Source organism: Coralloluteibacterium stylophorae, from assembly GCF_018122625.2.
In the GTDB taxonomy this organism is placed as follows: Bacteria; Pseudomonadota; Gammaproteobacteria; order Xanthomonadales; family Xanthomonadaceae; genus Coralloluteibacterium; species Coralloluteibacterium stylophorae.
Genome location: NZ_JAGQFT020000003.1, coordinates 399311 through 418472 on the forward strand (window position 1 = coordinate 399311; position 19162 = coordinate 418472).

Consider the following 19162-nt stretch of genomic DNA (forward strand, 5'->3'; position numbering starts at 1 on the left):
GCCGCAGACACGCCCCTCGCGCAGACTCGGCGGATGTCTCCGCATCCGATCCTCCCGCTCCCGCCCGCGCCCGCCGACGACTGGGCGCTGTTCCTCGACGTCGACGGCTGCCTCCTGGAATTCGCCGACACCCCGGACGCCGTGGTCGTCCCCGAGGGCCTGCCCGCCATCCTCGAACGCCTGCGCGAACGCCTGGGCGGCGCGCTGGCCCTGGTCAGCGGGCGCGGACTGAAGTCGCTGGACACCATCTTCGCCCCGCTGCGGCTGACCGCCTCGGGCCTGCACGGCCTCGAGCGCCGAGGCCACGATGGCGAGGTGCGTGCGCCCGAGCCGCCACCCGGCTTCGACGGCCTGCTCGACGAGGCCCGCGCCGTGGCCGCGGCCTATCCCGGCGCGGTGATCGAGGACAAGGGCGTCAACATCGGCCTGCACTGGCGCCGCGCGCCCGCGGCCGCCGACGCGCTGCGCGGCTTCGCCGAGGCCGCGCTGGAACGCCTGCCGGGCTATCGGCTGCAGCCTGGCGACCACGTGCTCGAGCTGCGGCCGGGCGGCAGCGACAAGGGCACGGCCATCAGCGCCTTCCTGCAGGAGGCGCCGTTCGCGGGCCGTCGGCCGGTGTTCGCCGGCGACGACCTGACCGACGAGCATGGCTTCGTCGTGGTCAACGCACAGGAGGGCATGAGCATCCTGGTCGGCGACCGCGCCGACACCGTCGCCACGCACGCGCTGGCCGACCCGCGGGCGGTCTACGCCTGGCTCGCCTCGGGGGCCTGAGCGAGGCCTCGTCGAGGACGGTTCCAGACCTCGAACCCGCTCCACAATCGCGGCCACCACCCGACCTGGACCGCAGCCATGGAGCTCTACTTCAATCCCCGCAGTCGCGCCACGATCAGCAAGTGGCTGCTCGACGAAGCCGGAGCGGACTACACCCTGGTGCCGGTCGATTTCGAGACCCGCCAGCACAAGACGCCCGAGTTCCTCGCGATCAATCCGGCGGGCAAGCTGCCGGCCCTGGTCGACGGCGGGCAGCGCCTGTTCGAGAGCGCGGCGATCGCGCTCTACATCGCCGACCGCCATCCGGCCGCGAACCTGGCGCCGGCGCCCGACTCGCCCGACCGCGGCCGCTATCTCTCGCTGGTGGTCTATGCCACCGCCCAGCTCGAGCCCGCCATGGGCGATGCCCTGCTCGGCGCCGAGACCTCGTCGTCCCGGGGCTGGACCGACTACGCCACCGCGCGCGGCGTGATCGAGCGCGAACTCGGCGACGGGCCGTGGCTGTTCGGCGACCAGTTCACCGCGGCCGACATCCTCATCGGCTCGATCTTCATCTGGAAGCGGATGTTCGGCGGCGACTCCGACGGCGCGCGCATCGATGCCTACGTCGACCGCCTGCTGGCGCGGCCGCACGCGCTCAGGACGGGTTGAGCGCCGGCAACGTCCACGCCGCCATCGCGGAATCGTTCAGATAGTTGAGGACCCGTTCGCGGGAGCGTCGCCAGGGGGCGGCGCCGTACCTCAACAGGATTGACGCATGGGCCGGCTGGTCGTCGTTTCGAATCGTGTCGCACTCCCCAGCGAGTCGCGCCCCGGCGGGCTCGCGGTCGCCCTGCTGGCCGCGCTGCGCGAGCAGGGCGGCCTGTGGTTCGGCTGGAGCGGCAAGCGCGCGATGGGCGAGTCCGGGCAGGTCCACGAGCAGTCCGACGGCAACATCCGCTATCTCACCGTCGACCTCTCGCGCGCCGACTACGACGCCTACTACACCGGCTTCGCCAACGGCACGCTGTGGCCGCTGCTGCATTTCCGCCTCGACCTCGTCGACTACTCGCGCGAGACCTGGGCCGGCTACCGCCGGGTCAACGAGCTGTTCGCCAAGCTCCTCATGGAGGAGATCGAGCCGGACGACACCGTCTGGATCCACGACTACCACCTGATCCCGCTCGCCAGGTTCATGCGCGCGCGCGGCGCACGCTGCAAGATCGGCTTCTTCCTGCACGTGCCGATGCCCTCCTCGGACCTGATGGCCGCGCTGCCCGAACATGCGGAGCTGTTCGAGGCGCTGGCCTGCTACGACCTGGTCGGCTTCCAGACCCATCGCGACCTCGAACGCTTCCAGGACTACGTGCGCCTGTTCGGCGGCGGCCGCGTGGTCTCGCCGGGCGTGCTGGAGACCGAGAACGGCAACCGCTTCCGTGCCGGCGCCTTCCCGATCAGCATCGAGACCGAACGCCTCGCCGAGCAGGCGCGCGAGGCGGTGCACAAGCCGGCACTGGCGCGCCTGCACGCGAGCCTGCACCGCTCGAAGCTGGCCATCGGCGTGGACCGGCTCGACTATTCCAAGGGCCTGCCCGACCGCTTCCGCGCGTTCGAGCGCTATCTGGAGCGCCATCCGGAGCAGCGCGGCAGCCTCACCTTCCTGCAGATCGCGCCGCCCAGCCGCGGCGACGTCGCCGAATACCAGGCGCTGCGGCGCGAGCTCGACGGCCTGTCCGGCCACATCAACGGCGCGCACGCCGAGCCGGACTGGACGCCGGTGCGCTACGTCAACCGCAACTTCCCGCATTCGGTGCTGATGGGCTTCTACCGCCTGGCCCAGGTGGCGCTGGTGACGCCGCTGCGCGACGGCATGAACCTGGTCGCCAAGGAGTTCATCGCCGCGCAGGACCCCGACGATCCGGGCGTGCTGATCCTCTCGCGCTTCGCCGGCGCCGCCAGCGAGATGCGCGAGGCCCTGCTGGTGAACCCCTACGACCTCGACGGCGTCGCCGACGCCATCGCCGCCGCCGCGAGCATGCCGCTGGACGAACGCCAGGAACGATGGGACGCCATGATGCGCACCCTGCGCCGCTACGACATCACGCACTGGCGGAAGAGCTTCCTGGCGGCGCTGGCGAAGGCTTGAGGGTCGGGAGTCGGGAATCGGGAATCGGGACCGGCAGGCTCCCGGCGAGCCGGCACGTGACGTGTCACCGTGACCGCCAAGTGCGCCGGGCCCAACAAGGTTGTTGCCGAGTCCCTTCCCGCTTCACGCGCCCGCCCGAGCGCAGCGCCCGGGCCGGAACACGCTGACCGTTCCCGTTTCCCGATTCCCCCTTCCCGCCCCGGCCCGCGCCGTCGCCACCGAATCCCTCAGTTCAGCCCGGTCGGCTGGATGATCTCCACCCAGTACCCGTCCGGGTCCTTGATGAAGGCGATCGACTTCATGCGGCCGTCGGTGAGGCGCTTCTGGAAGGCGACGCCGAGGTCCTCGAAGCGGGCGCAGGCGGCGCGGATGTCGGGCACGGCGACGCAGATGTGGCCGAAGCCGCGCGGATCGCTGTTGCCGTCGTGGTAGACGGTGCCGTCGGTTTCGCTGCCGTGGTTGTGGGTCAGTTCGAGCACGCCCCGGCGCCGCGCCAGCCACTCGCGACGGGCATCGGCCTCTTCCGGCACGCGCTCGCCGTCGTCGAGGTAGGCGAGGAAGTAGAGGCTGAACTTCGCCTCGTCGTGGTCGCGGCGGTCGATCAGGCTGAAGCCGAGCACGCGCGTGTAGAAGTCGAGCGAGGCGCGGATGTCCTTCACCCGCAGCATGGTGTGGTTGAACACGAAGCCCTGCGTCGCCGCCTCGCGCGGGGAGACGCCTGGGGTCTGGTCGAAGCTGCTCATGCGCGGTCCTTGGTGGTGGCTGGACAGCATCAGATGCGGGCGCCCAGGCGCCGATCCAAGCCACGGTGCGACGCTATGGCGCGAGCCACACCAGGCTGGCCATGCGTCCGCTGCGACCGTCGCGCCGGTGCGAGAAGAAACGTTGCGGGTCGCCGATGGTCGACAGCCCGCCGCCGTGCACGCGGGTGACGCCCGCGCGCGCCAGCCGGCGCCGGGCCAGCGCGTCGAGGTCGCACAGCCAGTGCCCCGGGCGCGTCGCCGCGAAGGCCTCGCCGGCGCCGGGATCGGCCGCCAGCATCGCATCGCGGACCTCGACACCGACCTCGTAGTGCGTCGCCCCGGCGCTCGGCCCGAGCCAGGCGACGACGCGCCCCGGCGGCGTGCCCAGCGTCGCCAGCGTGCGCTCGAGCACGCCCGCGGCCAGCCCGCGCCATCCGGCATGCGCCGCGCCGATCTCGCTGCCGTCGTCGGCGCAGAACAGCACCGGCAGGCAGTCGGCGGTGAGGATCGCCAGCACCACGCCGGGCACGTCGGTCACCGCGGCATCCGCCTCCGGCGCCGCGGTGGGCGGCGCGTCGAAGCGCAGCACGTCGCTGCCGTGCACCTGGCGCAGCCAGCACGGCTCCGACGGCAGCGCCAGCAGGCTCGCCAGCTGTGCGCGGTTGGCGTCGACCGCATCGGCGAAGTCTCCGTCCGGCCCCAGCCGCCCGCCGAGATTGAAGGTATCGAACGGCGCCGCGCTGCAGCCCGCACCGTGGCGCAGGGTGGCGACGGCGCGCACCCGCGGCGATGCGGGCCAGGAGACGGGAAGGAGGGCGGGGTGCATGGTTGGGGCCGGGAATCGGAAATCGGAAATCGGAAATCGGAAATCGGAAATCGCAAGGCTACGCCAGCGGGATCAGCGCGGACCTCACCCTTCCCCACTCCCGATTCCCGCTCCACCCTCCCCGCTTCATTCCCACCGCCTCATTCCGCCCGCCTCACCCCACCTCCGCCGTATCCCGCCGCAGCGCCCCGCACAACGCCTCGAAATCCGCCGGGGGCGCGGCCTGCACGCGCAGCGGTTCGCCGCTGGCGGGGTGGGTGAACTCCAGCGTCTCGGCGTGCAGGGCCTGGCGCTTGAAGCCGCGCAGGCTGTCGACCAGCTCCGGCGTCGCCGCCTTGGGCAGGCGCAGGGCGCCGCCGTAGAGCGGGTCGCCGACGATCGGGTGGCGGACGTGGGCCATGTGCACGCGGATCTGGTGGGTGCGGCCGGTCTCGAGCCGGCACTCGACCACGGTGTGCGCGCGGAAGCGCTCGCGCACGCGGTAGTGCGTCACCGCCTCGCGCGCGTCGGCCTGGCCCTCGGCCAGCACCGCGCGGCGGATGCGGTCGGTCGGGTGCCGGCCGATCGGCGCGTCGACCTTGCCGCCGGCGATCATCGACCCGACCACCACCGCCAGGTACTGGCGATGCACCGCGCGCGCCGACAGCTGCTCGACCAGGGCCGTGTGCGCGCGCAGGGTGCGCGCGACCACCATCAGCCCCGAGGTGTCCTTGTCCAGGCGGTGGACGATGCCGGCGCGCGGCAGCGTCGCCAGCGCCGGGTCGCGGTGCAGCAGGGCATTGACCAGGGTGCCCTGCGGATTCCCCGCGCCGGGATGCACGACGAGCCCCGCCGGCTTGTCGATGACGAAGACCTCGGGATCCTCGTGCAGCACGGCCAGCGCGATCGCCTCCGGCTCGGAGCGGGTCTCGATCGTCAGCTCGGCGCGCACGCGGACCCGCTCGCCCCCGCGCACCGCCTCGCGCGGCCTGACCTCGCGGCCGTCGAGGGTGGCGTCGCCGGACTTGATCCATTCGCTCAGGCGCGAGCGCGAGAAGTCGGGGAACAGCTCGGCCAGCACCTGGTCGAAGCGCCGCCCGGCGAGGGCCAGCGGCACCTCGGCTTCGAGGACTTCGGTCGGCGGCGTGGCGGCGGTATTCATGCGGGGTTGCCCTGGCTGCAGGAGAAGGAAGCGGCGCCGACGCCCGGCCGGCGTCGCAAACCGCTGATGCGGAAGCGGTTTCGGCCGTGGCTCTCACCGCCTGGCCCGCTGCGGCCCGGAGCGAGCGGGCCGGGCCGATCGGGCACGACTGCCGGATCCGTGTGGAGCGGCCTCGACGGCGCGCGCTATTATCGCCCGCTCTTGCCGTCTTTCGGCGCCGTCTCCGCATCTCGATGACCCGCACTCCCGGATTCGCCCGCCTCGCGCTGCTCCTGGTCATGGCGTTCGTTCTCGCCCTCGGTGCCGGCTGCAGCCGCTTCGGCAAGAAGGAGCCGGAAACCGAGACCCTGCCGGTCGACCAGCTCTACCAGGAAGCCAACCAGTCGCTGCGCAACGGCAACTGGTCGCGCGCGTCCAACTACTACACGCGACTGATCGCGCGCTTCCCCTACGGCGAGTACACCGAGCAGGCGCAGCTCGACCTGGCCTACGCGCAGTTCAAGGCCGGCAACTACGAGAACGCGACCTCGACCATCGACCGCTTCATCCGCACCTATCCGGCGCACCGGCACATCGACTACGCCTACTACCTGCGCGGCCTGGTCAACTTCAACCGCGAGAACACCTTCCTCGAGCGCGTGGCGCGGCTGGACATGAGCCAGCGCGACCAGGAATCGCCGCGGCAGAGCTTCAACGACTTCCTGCTGCTGATCCAGCGCTACCCGAACAGCCGCTACGCCGCGGACGCGCGCCAGCGCATGGTCTACCTGCGCAACGAGCTCGCGCGCCACGACCTCAACGTCGGCCTGTACTACCTCGACCGCGGCGCCTACGTGGCCGCCGCCAACCGCGGCAAGGCCCTGCTCCAGGACTATCCCAACAGCGAACTCGACGGCGACGCCATCGCGCTGATGGGCGAGTCCTATGTCCGGCTGGGCGAGGAGACGCTGGCGGCCGACGCGCGCCGGGTGCTGGAGCTGAACCACCCCGGCCATCCCTGGCTGCGTGGCGACTGGCCGCGCGGCGAGAGCGTGTGGCGCTCGCTGGTGCCCTTCTCCGGCGAACGCGAGGTCCGCACCAGCGCGCTCGAGGACGAGGACGACTGAGTCCGGCCACCGGCAGCGAACCGACGACGGCGCCCGCGGGCGCCGTCGTCGTTTTCCCCGTCGGCGGCGCGCTCAGTCCTCGCGCCAGGCGTTGGTGATCGGATAGCGCCGCTCGCGGCCGAAGGCGCGGCGCGAGATCTTCGGCCCCGGCGCCGACTGCCGCCGTTTCCATTCGCTGATCCGCACCAGCGCGATCACCCGGTCGACGACCTCGGCATCGAAGCCCTGGGCGATGATCTCCTCGCGCGCCAGCGCCTCGTCCACGTGCGCGCCGAGGATCGCGTCGAGGTCGGCGTAGGGCGGCAGCGAGTCCTGGTCGAGCTGGCCCTCGCGCAGCTCCGCGGTCGGCGGCCGGTCGATCACCGCCTGCGGGATCGCATCCACCTCGCTCTTGGCGTTGCGCCAGCGGCACAGCGCGAATACCTCGGTCTTGTACAGGTCCTTGATCGGCGCGTAGCCGCCGCACATGTCGCCGTAGATGGTGGCGTAGCCGACCGCGTACTCGCTCTTGTTGCCGGTGGTCAGCAGCAGTCCGCCGAACTTGTTGGCCAGCGCCATCAGGATCGCGCCGCGCGTGCGCGACTGCAGGTTCTCCTCGGTGACGTCGGCCTCGGTGCCGGCGAAGACCCCGGCCAGCGCATCCAGGAAGCCCTGGTGCGGCGCCTCGATCGGGATCGTCAGCATGCGCACGCCCAGCGCCGCGGCCTGCTCGTCGGCGAGCTGGTTGCTGAGTTCGGCGGTGTAGCGCGACGGCAGCCGCACCGCGGTGACGTTCCCGCCACCGATCGCATCGGCAGCGATGGCCAGCACCAGCGAGGAGTCGATGCCGCCGGAGAGCCCCAGCAGGGCACGCTTGAAGCCGTTCTTGCCGAGGTAGTCGCGGGTGCCGCGCACGATGGCGCGATAGGCCAGGCTCTCGGCGCTGTCGTCGTCCTCCTCCGGCCACGCCACCGGCGTGAAGCGGCGCGCGTCGCAGTCGAGGTCGGCGACCAGCCAGTGGTCCTCGAAGGCGCGCGCGACCGGGTGCAGGCGGCCGTCGTGGTCGACCAGCATCGAGCCTCCGTCGAACATCAGCTCGTCCTGCCCGCCGACGAGGTTGAGGTAGGCCATCGGCACGCCGGACTCGCGGGTGCGGTTGCAGACCACCTCGGTGCGGCGGCGGTGCTTGCCCCGCTCGTAGGGCGAGGCATTGGGCACCAGCAGCAGCTGGGCGCCGTCGGCGACGGTCTCGGAGGCGTGCTCGCCGTACCACAGGTCCTCGCACACCAGCAGGCCCACGCGCACGCCGGCGACGTCGAAGAGACAGGTGTCGCTGCCGCAGGCGAAATGGCGCTTCTCGTCGAACACGGCGTAGTTCGGCAGCTCGCGCTTGCGGTAGGTCGCCTCGATGCGGCCGTCGCGCAGCACGCTGGCGGCGTTGTAGAGCGCGCTGCCGACCGATTCCGGCCAGCCGACCACGGCGACGATGCCGTGCACGCCCGCGGCGATGGCCTGCAGCGCCTCGGCGCAGTCGGCGAGGAAGCGCGGCCGCGTCAGCAGGTCCTCCGGCGGATAGCCCGACAGCGCGAGCTCGGGGAACACCACCACGTCCGCCCCGTGCGTGTCGCGCGCCTGCGCGATGAACTCGCCGATGCGCTGCGCGTTGCGAGCCACCGCGCCGACGGGAAAATCGAACTGCGCCAGCGCCACGCGCAGCGTCTTGCCCTGCGATTCGCTCACACCTCACCCTCGTGTGCCGTGCCGCGCATGCGGCGATCGGTGGATTGTCGCGCAGGCACGCGAAGACGAGGTCGGCGCGGACTGCCTGCGCCGCAGACGCGGAAAGGGCCGCACGAGGCGGCCCTTCCGGTGCAGCGATGACGCCGGCGCTTACCTGGCGAGGCGCTTGGCGATGGCCTGGCCGAGGTCGCCGGGCGACTTGACCGTGGTCACGCCCGCCTTCTCCAGCGCGGCGAACTTGCCGGCCGCGGTGCCCTGCCCGCCCGAGGCGATCGCGCCGGCGTGGCCCATGCGCTTGCCGGCCGGGGCCGAGGCGCCCGCGATGAAGCCGACCACCGGCTTGGTCACGTACTCGGAGATGAACTCCGCGGCCTCTTCCTCGGCGCTGCCGCCGATCTCGCCGACCATGATGATGCCCTCGGTCTGCGGGTCGTCCTGGAACAGCTGCAGGGCATCGATGAAGTTCATGCCCTGGATCGGGTCGCCGCCGATGCCGATGCAGGTCGACTGGCCGAGGCCGGCGTCGGTGGTCTGCTTGACGGCCTCGTAGGTCAGGGTGCCGGAGCGCGACACGATGCCGATCCTGCCGGGCTGGTGGATGTGGCCCGGCATGATGCCGATCTTGCACTCGCCCGGGGTGATCACGCCGGGGCAGTTCGGCCCGATCAGGACGGTGTCCGGATAGCTGGTGTCGAGGGTGTGCTTGACCCGCATCATGTCGAGCACCGGGATGCCCTCGGTGATGCAGACGATCACGGTGATGCCGGCGTCGGCCGCCTCGAGGATGGCGTCGGCGGCGAACGGCGGCGGGACGTAGATGACCGAAGCGTCGGCGCCGGTCTCGTCGACCGCGTCCTGCACGGTGTCGAAGACCGGCAGGCCGATGTGCTCGCTGCCGCCCTTGCCCGGGGTGACGCCACCGACGACCTTGGTGCCGTACTCGATCATCTGCTCGGCGTGGAAGGTGCCCTGCTGGCCGGTGAAGCCCTGGACGATGACCTTGGTGTCTTTGTTGACCAGAACGCTCATGGAGAACGGATCCTCTCGTGCTTGTCGCGCCGTCGCGCGCGCCGTGCAGGCGGCGCGCGACGGGGGGAATGGGTGATCAGGCGGCGGCGGCGACGGCCTTCCTGGCGCCGTCGTTGATGTCGTCGGCCGGCTGGATGGCGAGGCCGGAGCTGGCGAGGATCTCCTTGCCCTTCTCCACGTTGGTGCCTTCGAGGCGCACGATCACCGGGATCTTGACGCCCACCTCCTTGACCGCCGCGATGATGCCCTCGGCGATCATGTCGCAGCGGACGATGCCGCCGAAGATGTTGACGAAGATCGCCTTGACCTTGTCGCTCGACAGGATGAGCTTGAAGGCCTCGGTGACGCGCTCCTTGGTGGCGCCGCCGCCGACATCGAGGAAGTTGGCCGGCTCGCCGCCTTCCAGCTTGATGACGTCCATGGTGGCCATGGCCAGGCCCGCGCCGTTGACCATGCAGCCGATGTTGCCGTCCATGGTCACGTAGTTGAGGTTGTACTGCGTGGCCAGCACCTCGGCCTCGTCCTCCTGGCGGACGTCGCGCAGCGCCACCAGCTTGGGCTGGCGGAAGTCGGCGTTGTCGTCGGAGTTGACCTTGCCGTCGAGGACGACCAGGTTGCCGGCGGTGTCGATGGCCAGCGGGTTGAGCTCGACCAGGGCGAGGTCGCGCTCGTTGAACAGCTTGAACAGACCCAGCATCAGCTTGGTCAGCTGGCCGGTCTGCTTGGCGTTGAGGCCGAGCGCGAAGCCGAGCTTGCGGCACTGGTAGGGCTGCAGGCCCTGCACGTAGTTCACGTCGAGGTGCTGGATCGCGTCCGGATTGGTGCGCGCGACCTCCTCGATCTCGACGCCGCCCTCGGCCGAGGCGATGAAGCTGACCGACCTGGTGGCGCGGTCGACCAGCATCGACAGGTACAGCTCCTTGGCGATGTCGGAGGCCTCGGTCACCAGCACCACGTCGATCGGCAGCTTGCGGCCGGCGGACTGGTAGGTCTCCATGGTGGTCCCGAGCAGGGCCTTGGCCGCGTCCTGCACCGCATCCAGCGTCTTGCACAGCTTGACGCCGCCGGCCTTGCCGCGGCCGCCGGCGTGGATCTGCGCCTTCACCACCCAGAAGTTCCCGCCCAGCGCCTTGGCGGCGGCGACGGCTTCTTCGGGCGAGCGCGCGACGCGCCCGGCGGGGACAGGGATGCCGTACTCGGCGAAGAGTTCCTTGGCCTGATACTCGTGGAAGTTCATGCGTCACCAGTTGACAGCGAATGGGGAGTGCGGCCTCAGGCCGCGGCGTGACACGGGGCGGGCGCGGCGCGCGGCCCCGGTAGAGCGCCGGATATTCTCGCCCTTCGGCCGGGGCAACGCAAAGCGCTGCGGCGCATCATCGCCGGGCACGGCTCCGGTGCCGACGCGGGCACTGCCTATACTCGTCCTCCCGAGATGGAGCCCGGCGTGGCCGAGACAGCCCTTTCCAGACAGGCCATCGAACCCGGCGAGAGCCGGCTGCGCCGGGAGCTGTACTTCTCGACGCTCTACCGCGTGCTCGAGGCGGGCCTGTTCGTGTTCCTCGCCTACAGCCCGCTGGCCTGGAGCCTGGTCGGCACCCTCCGTACGCCGTGGCTGGCGCACGTGGCCTCCGCCATCTACCTCGCGGTCGCGGCCTGGCTGGTCCTGGCGAGCCGCGGCGAGCGCGTGCACCTGGCGCGGCAGGCCGGGCTCGGGCTGGCCTTCGACATCCTCGCGATCGCCGCCGCGATCCACACCATGGGCGGCCTGGAGAGCGCCGCGGCGCTGATGCTGATGCTCAACGTCGGCGCCGGCGCGCTGCTGATGCCGCTGCGCGCGGGGCTGGTGTTCGCGCTCGTCGCCGCGCTGGCGGTGGCCGGCCAGTACGTCTACGGCTTCGCCACCAATCCCGAATTCGACCGCCCGCTGATCGAGACGGTGATGTTCACCGTCATGTACCTGGCGATCGCGGTGTTCTGCCGCCTGCTCGGCGGGCAGATGCGCGAGGCCGAGGCGCTGGCGCGCCGCCGCGGCGAGGACGTCGCCAACCTCGCCGAGATCAACGAGCTGATCCTCCGGCGCATGCGCACCGGCGTGCTGGTGGTCGACGCCGCGCACCTGGTGCGGGTCGCCAACGAGGCCGGGTGGTCGGCGCTGGGGCATCCGCCCGCGGGCGAGCGCGGGCTCGGCGAGATCGCCCCCGAGCTGTCGCGGCGCCTGTGGCACTGGCGCAACCAGAAGAAGACCGGCGACGGCGCGGTGGTGCTGGCCGACGACGCGCCCGAGGTGATCCCGCGCTTCGCCCACCTGCGGCTCGAGGGCGAGGACCTGTTCCTGGTGTTCCTCGACGACGCCTCGCTGCTGTCGCGGCGGGCCGAGGAGATGACCCTGCGCGCGCTGGGCCGGCTCTCGGCCAGCATCGCCCACGAGATCCGCAACCCGCTGGCCTCGATCAGCTATGCGACGCAGCTGCTGGAGGAATCCGAGAACATGGTCGAGGCCGACCGGCGCCTGCTGGAGATCGTCTACAAGCAGTGCCAGCGCCTCAACGGCATCGTCAGCAACGTGCTCGGCCTGGCCCGCCGCGAGCGCGCGCAGCCGGAGCAGATCGACCTGGTGGCGTTCGTGCAGCGCTTCGTCGCCGACTACCGCGCGGCGCATCCGCAGGAGGCGGCGTTCCTGCAGGCGCGCAGCGAGGTCGGCCACCTCGATGCGCAGGCCGATCCGCGCCAGCTCGAACAGGCGGTGACCTCGCTGGTGTCCAACGCCGTGACCTACGGCCACCTGCCGGGCGAGGCACCACGGGTGACGGTGGCGGTGCGGGCGGACGCCGCCGGCACGCCCCTGCTGGAGGTGATCGACCGCGGCCCCGGCATCGCCATCGCCGTGGTCCAGCGCCTGTTCGAACCCTTCTACACCACCAGCGAGCATGGCACCGGTCTCGGCCTCTATCTCGCGCGCGAGCTGTGCGAGGCCAACCAGTGCCAGCTCGACTACGAGGCCGTCGCCGGCGGCGGCAGCTGCTTCCGCATCCAGCTGCCCAGGCACCGCGCGCTGCTGGCCTGAGGCGACGAAGCCCTCCGTAGGAGCGGCTTCAGCCGCGACCGGCTCGTGTGGGAGGGGCTTCAGCCCCGACAGACCGGCACCGCAGCGGTCGCGGCTGAAGCCGCTCCTACAAGAGCAATCGGTCCTGCTTCCCCCGTTCCCGCCCCACCACCGCCACCCCATCCCACGCCCGGACCGCGCGCTGACGCACAGCGTCGGAACTGGCCGCAAATGGGCGTTTGGACTAAGGTGGCGGCCTTCGCAGGGGCTTAACGAACGGAGCGGGACGCGTGCGCAGCGCACTGGTGGTCGACGACGAACACGACATCCGCGAACTGCTGGTGCTCACCCTCAGCCGCATGGGCCTGCGCGTCGACACCGCCGCCGACCTGGCCGCCGCGCGCGCGCATCTCGGCGCCAACCGCTACGACCTCTGCCTGACCGACATGCGCCTGCCCGACGGCAACGGCCTGGGCCTGGTCGAGCACATCGCGCAGCGCCATCCCGACCTGCCGGTGGCGATGATCACCGCGCACGGCAACGTCGACGCCGCGGTGCAGGCGCTCAAGGCGGGCGCCTTCGATTTCGTCAGCAAGCCGGTCGACCTCGGCGTGCTGCGCGGCCTGGTCCAGCACGCGCTCGAGCTCAAGGACGAACGCCGTCCCGCACCGCCGCCGGGCAACCGCCTGCTCGGCGAATCCGAGGCGATGCAGCGCCTGCGCGCGACCATCGGCAAGCTCGCGCGCAGCCAGGCGCCGGTCTACATCAGCGGCGAGTCCGGCGTCGGCAAGGAGCTGGTCGCGCGCCTGATCCACGACCAGGGCCCGCGCGCCGGCAACGCCTTCGTCCCGGTCAACTGCGGCGCGATCCCGGCCGAGCTGATGGAGAGCGAGTTCTTCGGCCACAAGAAGGGCAGCTTCACCGGCGCGCACGCGGACAAGGCCGGGCTGTTCCAGACCGCGCACGGCGGCACCCTGTTCCTCGACGAGGTCGCCGAGCTGCCGCTGCACATGCAGGTCAAGCTGCTGCGCGCGATCCAGGAGAAGTCCGTGCGCCCGGTCGGCGCCGCCGCGGAGGCGCCGGTGGACGTGCGCATCCTCTCGGCCACGCACAAGGACCTCGCGCAGCTGGTCGAGGACGGCCGCTTCCGCCACGACCTCTACTACCGCATCAACGTGATCGAGCTGAAGGTGCCGCCGCTGCGCGCGCGCCGCGAGGACGTGCCGCAGATCGCCAACGCCGTGCTCCTGCGCCTGGCCGGCGACGGCGCCCCGGTCGCGACGCTGGCGGCGGACGCGGTCGCCGCGCTGCAGCGCTATCCGTTCCCGGGCAACGTGCGCGAGCTGGAGAACGTCCTCGAGCGTGCGGTGGCGCTGTGCGAGGGCAACCTCATCACCGCCGAGGACCTGCAGCTACCGGTCGCGCGCGAGGCGTCCGACGCGGCCCCGCTGCCGCCCGAAGCGCGCCCGGCCCCCGCCCCGGCGCTGCGCGATCCGAACCGCGTCACCGCCGAGAGCGCGCTGCCGCTGGCGCTCGAGCAGATCGAGCGCGAGGCCATCCTCAAGGCGCTCGAGGAATGCCGCTACAACAAGACCAAGGCCGCGGCCAAGCTCGGCATCACCTTCCGTGCGCTGCGCTACAAGCTGAAGAAGCTCGACATCGAGTAGCGCACCGACGGACCGGGGCCAGGCGCGCGCCGTTGCCGTCGAACCCTCACGTCGCATTCCGCCGCGCGCAGGGATCGTGGCGCCCCCGCCCGGACGCGCATGCAGGCATGGCAGGCTCCTCCTCCGACGCCCCTTCCGACGACCGCGGCAGCCACGCCGCGGCCCGGCTGCCGGGGCTGAGCATCGACAGCTACAACCTCGAACTCTGCGACGGCGACGCGTTCGTCGGCGATCGCGCCAGCCAGAGCGCGTTCCGCGAGCTGCTCGAGGAACGCAGGCGCCACCAGCGCACCGGCGATGCCGATCCCTTCGGCGACACGCCCTCGGCGAAGCTGTCGAAGAAGACCATCGACGAGGTCCTGCGCAGCAGCGACGAGCACGCCGCCCATCTCGTGCACGGCGCGGTCGAGGATTACGCCAGGCGACTGGTCGGGGTGGTGCGGCAGTTCCTCGACAGCGCGCCATGGCGCGGCGTGCAGCACATCGTGTTCGGCGGCGGCATGCAGGAAGGCGCCGCCGGCCGCCTGGCCATCGCGCGCGCGCAGCGGCTCTCGCGCGAGGCGGGCATCGACATCGACTACAGCACGCTGCGCCACGATCCCGACGACGGCGGCCTGCTCGGCTGGGCGCAGCTCGCGCCGGAGGCGACGCTCCGGGCGGGCGAGGCCTTCCTCGCGGTCGACATCGGCGGCACCAACATCCGCTGCGGCATCGTCGCCCACCGTCGCGATGCGACGCCGGACCGCCGGCACGCCGAGGTCATGTGGCGCAACGGCTGGCGCCATGCCGAGGACCGCCCGGTGCGCGACGAGGCGGTGATGGAGCTGGCCGGCATGCTCAACGGCCTGGTCGCGCAGGCGCGCACCACCGGCATCCGCCTCGCGCCCTTCGTCGGCATCGCCTGCCCCGGCGCGATCCGCGCCGACGGCGGCATCGCGCGCGGCGGCCAGAACCTGCCGGGCGACTGGGAGGCCGACGGCTTCAACCTGCCGCGCGCGCTGCGCGAGCGCCTCGACCGCATCGACGGGAGCGACGTCCAGGTCGTCATGCACAACGACGCGGTGGTCCAGGGCCTGAGCGAGCGCGCGCGGATGCGGCGGCTGCGGCGCTGGGGCGTGCTGACCATCGGCACCGGGCTCGGCAACGCCAGCTACACCAACCTGCGGCCGGCGGACGACGGGAACGCCGCAGACGGGGCCTGATGCGGGCGCGGCCCGCGCCTAGCGCGCCCGCACCGTCGGCTCCGCTGCGGACGCCACGCGGCGCACCCCGCCCGGCGCCAGCGGGCCGCGCCCGCCGGGGCAGGACAGCGGCACGGCGCTGCGGTTGTCGGCCGCGGCGGCGATCTCGAGGTCGCCGTCCTCGTACGTGATCCGCAGCCGGCAGCCGCGGTAGGCCACCGGCACCGACACGCGCCCCAGGTCCAGTGGCGGCGCCGGTTCGACGCACAGCCCGGCGCGTTCGGCACGGATGCCCAGGTAGTGCCGCTGCAGGATGTCGAGCAGGGCGCCCTTGGCGCCCAGGTGCAGGCCCTTCTCGGTGCCGTGGTTGCCGGCCTTCCCGTCGGGATGCAACGCCTGCCTGAACAGGCGCGCCGACAGCGCCGGGTCCAGGCGGGTGAAGGCGCCGGCGTAGACCAGGTCGGAGAGGCTGGAATCGTGCAGGGTGCGCTCGAAGTCGTGGCGCAGCGTCGCCCGCAGCTGGGCGCGGGTCAGGCCGTAGCCCATGTCGGCGACCAGTTCGAGCAGCTCGGCCTCCGGCAGCAGGTAGGCCAGCATCGCCGTGTCGGCCTGCTTGAGCACCTGGAAGTCGTTGATGTCGCCACCCCGCGCATCGAGCACGTGGTCGATGCGCTGGCCACCGCACTCGCGCTCGAATGCCTCGATCTGCATCCGTTCGAGGCGGTCGAAGCCCGCGAACGGCGCCAGCACCCCGTCGTCCAGGAACACCAGGCGCAGCCGCCGCGCGATGCGCGCCCAGCGCGCGGGCTCGTCCGCGCCGAGGCCGATGCGGCGGGCGAGCGCGGCGCGCGCCGGCGGCGCCAGCATGTCGAGGGCGTCGCCGGCGCGGCGCAGCGTCCAGGCGGCCATGACGTTGGTGTAGCTGTTGTTGTCGACGCCCGCCCGGCGCGTGACCGGGTGCAGCGTGTGGTACTCGTCGGGCCCGACCACGCCGCGGATGTCGTAGCGGTCGTCGGCTGCGTCGTGCTCCGCGATCGAGGCCCAGAAGCGGGCGATCTCCACCAGCAGCTCCGCGCCCTCGTCGGCGAGCCAGGCGAGGTCGCCGGTGGCCAGCACGTCGTGCCAGGCGTCGTAGGCGATCGCCGCGTTGACGTGGCGCTGCAGGCAGGTGCGGTCGGGCATCCAGCGTCCGTTGACGGGGTTGCGCTGGAAGCGCGGGGTGACCTCGCGGCCGCCGTGGGCGCTGCGCCAGGGGAACATCGCGCCCGCATGCCCGGCCGCGCGCGCCGCGTCGCGCGCGGCGTCCAAGCGCCGATGGCGATAGGCCAGTCCGCCGCGCACCACCTCCGGCGCCTGTAGGCCGAGGCCGCGCAGCGACAGCGTCGCGTCCCAGAAGATCTGGCCGTGGTAGGCCTCCTGCCAACCGCGCGCCGGCACGCCGGCATCGCAGCCGTGCGCCCGCGGCGGCGCGGTCTGCAGCAGGTGCGACTGCGCGATGGCGATCGGGCACCGCAGCGCGCCGTCGACGTCGATCCGGACCTGGTCCCACAGCCGCGTCCAGGCCGCCGCGTGCGCGCTGCACAGCCGGCCGAAGTCCGGCGCGCGCCGCAGTGCCGCACAGGCCGCATCCACCACCGTTGCCGTGCCACGCGACGCGGCGACGACCGCGGCGGTCCTGGCGATCGTGATGCCGCGGCCGGCGCCGGCGGGCACGCGCAGGCATTGCCGCAGCAGGTCGCCGTCGCGCCCGGCGTCCGCCGGGAGCTCCCCGCCGTCGAGCAGGCTGCGCACGACGATGGCCACCTCCATCCCGATCCCGCGGGTGCGCAGGTGCGCGAGCTGGGCGCCGGCATGCGGCTCCAGGGCCAGCAGCTCGAAGGCGCGGGGATCGTAGCCGTCGTCGCGCGCGACCAGGGTGTTGGCCACGCCCGCGTCCATGCCGACCTCGACCTCGAGCTCGCCGCTCCAGTCCAGCGGCGTCACCTCCAGGCACAGTGCGGCGATCTCGACCTGCGCCAGGCTGACCAGGCGCGTCTCCTGCAGCCGGGTGCGCCGACCCTCCGCGTCGACCAGCACCAGCGAGCGCCGCACCACGCCCGCGCGCACGTCGAGCGCCTGGCGGTAGTCGCGCACCTGGGCGTGCTCCGCGCACAGCGGCCGCTCGGCCCCGGCGATGCGCAGGCGCACCTGGGTCCAGTCGGGCAGGCGCGCGAGCGACTCGATGTCTATCGCCTCGCCCGCGGCCTCGCCCCGCAGGCGTGCGTAGGCGCCGGCGTGATAGGTGCCGGGATAGTGCGCAGCGCCGCTGCCCTCGGCCGGGCTCCCGCGCACCAGCAGCATGCCGTTGCCCAGCGCGAACAGCGACTCGCGGCGGCGCTGGTCGGCGGGCTCGTAGCGGTCGAACGCCAGCTCCAGCGGCGCGCTGGCGGCGGGCTCAGGCGGAGGAATCTGCGGCATGCGTGCGCACGTCGAGTCGCGGAAGCAGCGCGCCGATGCGGTCGCGGTCGGGATACGAGGGCTGCGAGCCGTAGGCGGTGGCCGCCAGCGCCGCCGCCGCCACCGCGAACACGACCGCCTCGGCATCCTCGCGCCCTTCGAGCAGGGCCACCGCCAGGGCGCCGGCGAAGGCGTCGCCGGCGCCGGTGCTGTCGACCGTCTCCACCCCCGGCGACCCGACCGCATGCACGCGTCCGCCGCAAACGAACACGCAGCCACCGTCGGTGCGCTTGACGCAGGCCAGGCGCACGCCGGCGTCGGCCAGCGTGCGCGCCGCGCGCACGGCATCCGCGTCGCTCTCGACCGCGATGCCGGTGACCACCCCGGCTTCGCCGGGATTGGCGGTGATCGCGTACACCCGGTCGAGCAGCGCCGTGTCGACGCGCGTCGCCGAGGACGGGTCGAGCACCACGCGCAGGCCGGCCTCGTGCGCGGCGTCGAGCGCCTGCGCCACGACCTCCTGCGGAATCTCGCAGTCGAGCGCCAGCACCGAGCCGCGCGGCGCCCGCGCGATCCGGTCGAGCAGGTCGCGCACCGCCGCATCGTCCCAGCGATCGTTGGCGTTGAGCGCGAGCACGATGTTCTTCTCGCCATCCGGCGGCACCGCGATCATCGATACCGCGGTGGCGCTGCCAACGGCCACCGACACCCCGTCGACGTCCACGCCGGCCGTGCGCAGCGGATCGAGCGCCTGCGCGGCCAGGTCGTCGTCGCCGACGCGCCCGACCAGCTGCGCCGCGACACCGAGCCGGCGTGCGATGAAGGCGCGGTTGGCCGCCTTGCCGCCGCTCAGCCGCAGGAAGTCCGAGGCGAGCAGGGTCTGCCCCGGCTCCAGCGCCGCTTCCACGCGCACCTGAAAATCGGCATTGATGCTGCCCAGGGACAGGATCAGCGGCTCATCCACGCATCGACCTCTTCTCGCGACGACAGCTGCGCCGGCGCGCAGCACCCGGAGTCTCGCGACGCCACGTGGTCCGCGCCGTGAACGCCCCGGAATCATCCTCGTGCAGGAGTGGCTTCAGCCGTGGCCGGGGCGCGCTTCGAGGCCCTGTGGGAGGGGCTTCAGCCCCGACTGCGCCTCCGCGCCGATGCAAACCTCCGTCGCGGCTGAAGCCGCTCCCACAAAGACATTCCCTCTGTAGGAGCGGCTTCAGCCGCGACCGGGCCGCACTCCCAGGCGACGCTGGTCGCGGCTGAAGCCGCTCCTTGTATCTCGACAGCGCCCCGATGAAGGGGCACTGTCCCCGACCGATCATCGGGGGAGGGTGGGACGCCCGAGCCGCTCCTGAAGCCATCGAGCTTGCATCGTAGA

General features: G+C 72.3%; 15 protein-coding genes. 7 read left to right on the plus strand and 8 right to left on the minus strand.

The features are described 5' to 3' along the window. The first annotated feature begins 33 nt into the window (after positions 1-33). The 3 genes from otsB (at position 34) to otsA (ending at position 2899) form a co-directional block, all read left to right on the plus strand. A complete protein-coding gene (otsB, locus tag KB893_RS06655) occupies positions 34-774 on the plus strand; it encodes a trehalose-phosphatase (RefSeq protein WP_211926526.1) in 741 nt (246 codons plus the stop codon). Positions 775-852: 78 nt separating this feature from the next. Continuing rightward, the gene (locus KB893_RS06660) at positions 853-1425 is read left to right on the plus strand and encodes a glutathione S-transferase family protein (RefSeq protein WP_211926525.1); all 573 of its coding nucleotides are present in this window, start codon (positions 853-855) and stop codon (positions 1423-1425) included. 106 nt (positions 1426-1531) lie between these two features. Beyond that, positions 1532-2899, plus strand: a complete 1368-nt coding sequence (gene otsA / locus KB893_RS06665) for an alpha,alpha-trehalose-phosphate synthase (UDP-forming) (protein ID WP_211926524.1) — start codon at positions 1532-1534, stop codon at positions 2897-2899. A 227-nt stretch (positions 2900-3126) separates the two neighbouring features. On the opposite strand, the gene gloA is transcribed toward otsA, so the two are convergent. The 3 genes from gloA to rluD form a co-directional block, all read right to left on the minus strand. After that, entirely contained in the window at positions 3127-3642 is a 516-nt protein-coding gene (gene gloA, locus KB893_RS06670) for a lactoylglutathione lyase (protein ID WP_211926523.1), read from the minus strand. Between the two features lie 73 nt (positions 3643-3715). Beyond that, positions 3716-4468, minus strand: coding sequence for a peptidoglycan editing factor PgeF (gene pgeF, locus KB893_RS06675; protein ID WP_211926522.1), 753 nt, complete (start codon positions 4466-4468; stop codon positions 3716-3718). A 154-nt stretch (positions 4469-4622) separates the two neighbouring features. Next, complete coding sequence (gene rluD / locus KB893_RS06680) at positions 4623-5609, minus strand: 23S rRNA pseudouridine(1911/1915/1917) synthase RluD (RefSeq protein ID WP_211926521.1); 987 nt, start codon at positions 5607-5609, stop codon at positions 4623-4625. A gap of 233 nt (positions 5610-5842) precedes the next feature. On the opposite strand from rluD, the gene KB893_RS06685 reads away from it, so the two are divergent. Further along, complete coding sequence (locus KB893_RS06685) at positions 5843-6715, plus strand: outer membrane protein assembly factor BamD (RefSeq protein ID WP_213173571.1); 873 nt, start codon at positions 5843-5845, stop codon at positions 6713-6715. Positions 6716-6787: 72 nt separating this feature from the next. On the opposite strand, the gene KB893_RS06690 is transcribed toward KB893_RS06685, so the two are convergent. From KB893_RS06690 to sucC, 3 genes are all read right to left on the minus strand, one after another. Further along, positions 6788-8434: an NAD+ synthase gene (locus KB893_RS06690; protein WP_211926519.1), complete on the minus strand. Its 1647-nt coding sequence runs from the start codon at positions 8432-8434 to the stop codon at positions 6788-6790. A 150-nt stretch (positions 8435-8584) separates the two neighbouring features. Then, entirely contained in the window at positions 8585-9463 is an 879-nt protein-coding gene (gene sucD / locus KB893_RS06695) for a succinate--CoA ligase subunit alpha (protein ID WP_213173572.1), read from the minus strand. Between the two features lie 76 nt (positions 9464-9539). Then, positions 9540-10700 carry an ADP-forming succinate--CoA ligase subunit beta gene (gene sucC / locus KB893_RS06700; protein ID WP_213173573.1) on the minus strand — a complete coding sequence of 387 codons (1161 nt, stop codon included), beginning with the start codon at positions 10698-10700 and terminating at the stop codon, positions 9540-9542. 207 nt (positions 10701-10907) lie between these two features. On the opposite strand from sucC, the gene KB893_RS06705 reads away from it, so the two are divergent. From KB893_RS06705 to KB893_RS06715, 3 genes are all read left to right on the plus strand, one after another. After that, on the plus strand, positions 10908-12527 hold the full coding sequence (locus KB893_RS06705; protein ID WP_338026881.1) for a sensor histidine kinase: 1620 nt from the start codon (positions 10908-10910) through the stop codon (positions 12525-12527). A gap of 269 nt (positions 12528-12796) precedes the next feature. Continuing rightward, positions 12797-14173 (plus strand): sigma-54-dependent transcriptional regulator, encoded by a 1377-nt coding sequence (locus KB893_RS06710; RefSeq protein ID WP_338026882.1) that lies wholly within the window; start codon positions 12797-12799, stop codon positions 14171-14173. A gap of 107 nt (positions 14174-14280) precedes the next feature. Next, positions 14281-15375, plus strand: coding sequence for an ROK family protein (locus KB893_RS06715; protein WP_211927731.1), 1095 nt, complete (start codon positions 14281-14283; stop codon positions 15373-15375). 18 nt (positions 15376-15393) lie between these two features. On the opposite strand, the gene KB893_RS06720 is transcribed toward KB893_RS06715, so the two are convergent. Together KB893_RS06720 and KB893_RS06725 are read right to left on the minus strand one after the other, a co-directional pair. Further along, the gene (locus tag KB893_RS06720) at positions 15394-17811 is read right to left on the minus strand and encodes a glycoside hydrolase family 65 protein (protein ID WP_211927730.1); all 2418 of its coding nucleotides are present in this window, start codon (positions 17809-17811) and stop codon (positions 15394-15396) included. After that, the gene (locus KB893_RS06725; RefSeq protein ID WP_211927729.1) at positions 17789-18754 is read right to left on the minus strand and encodes a PfkB family carbohydrate kinase; all 966 of its coding nucleotides are present in this window, start codon (positions 18752-18754) and stop codon (positions 17789-17791) included. Before KB893_RS06725 ends, KB893_RS06720 begins: the two co-directional genes overlap by 23 nt. Between the last annotated feature and the right edge of the window lie 408 nt (positions 18755-19162).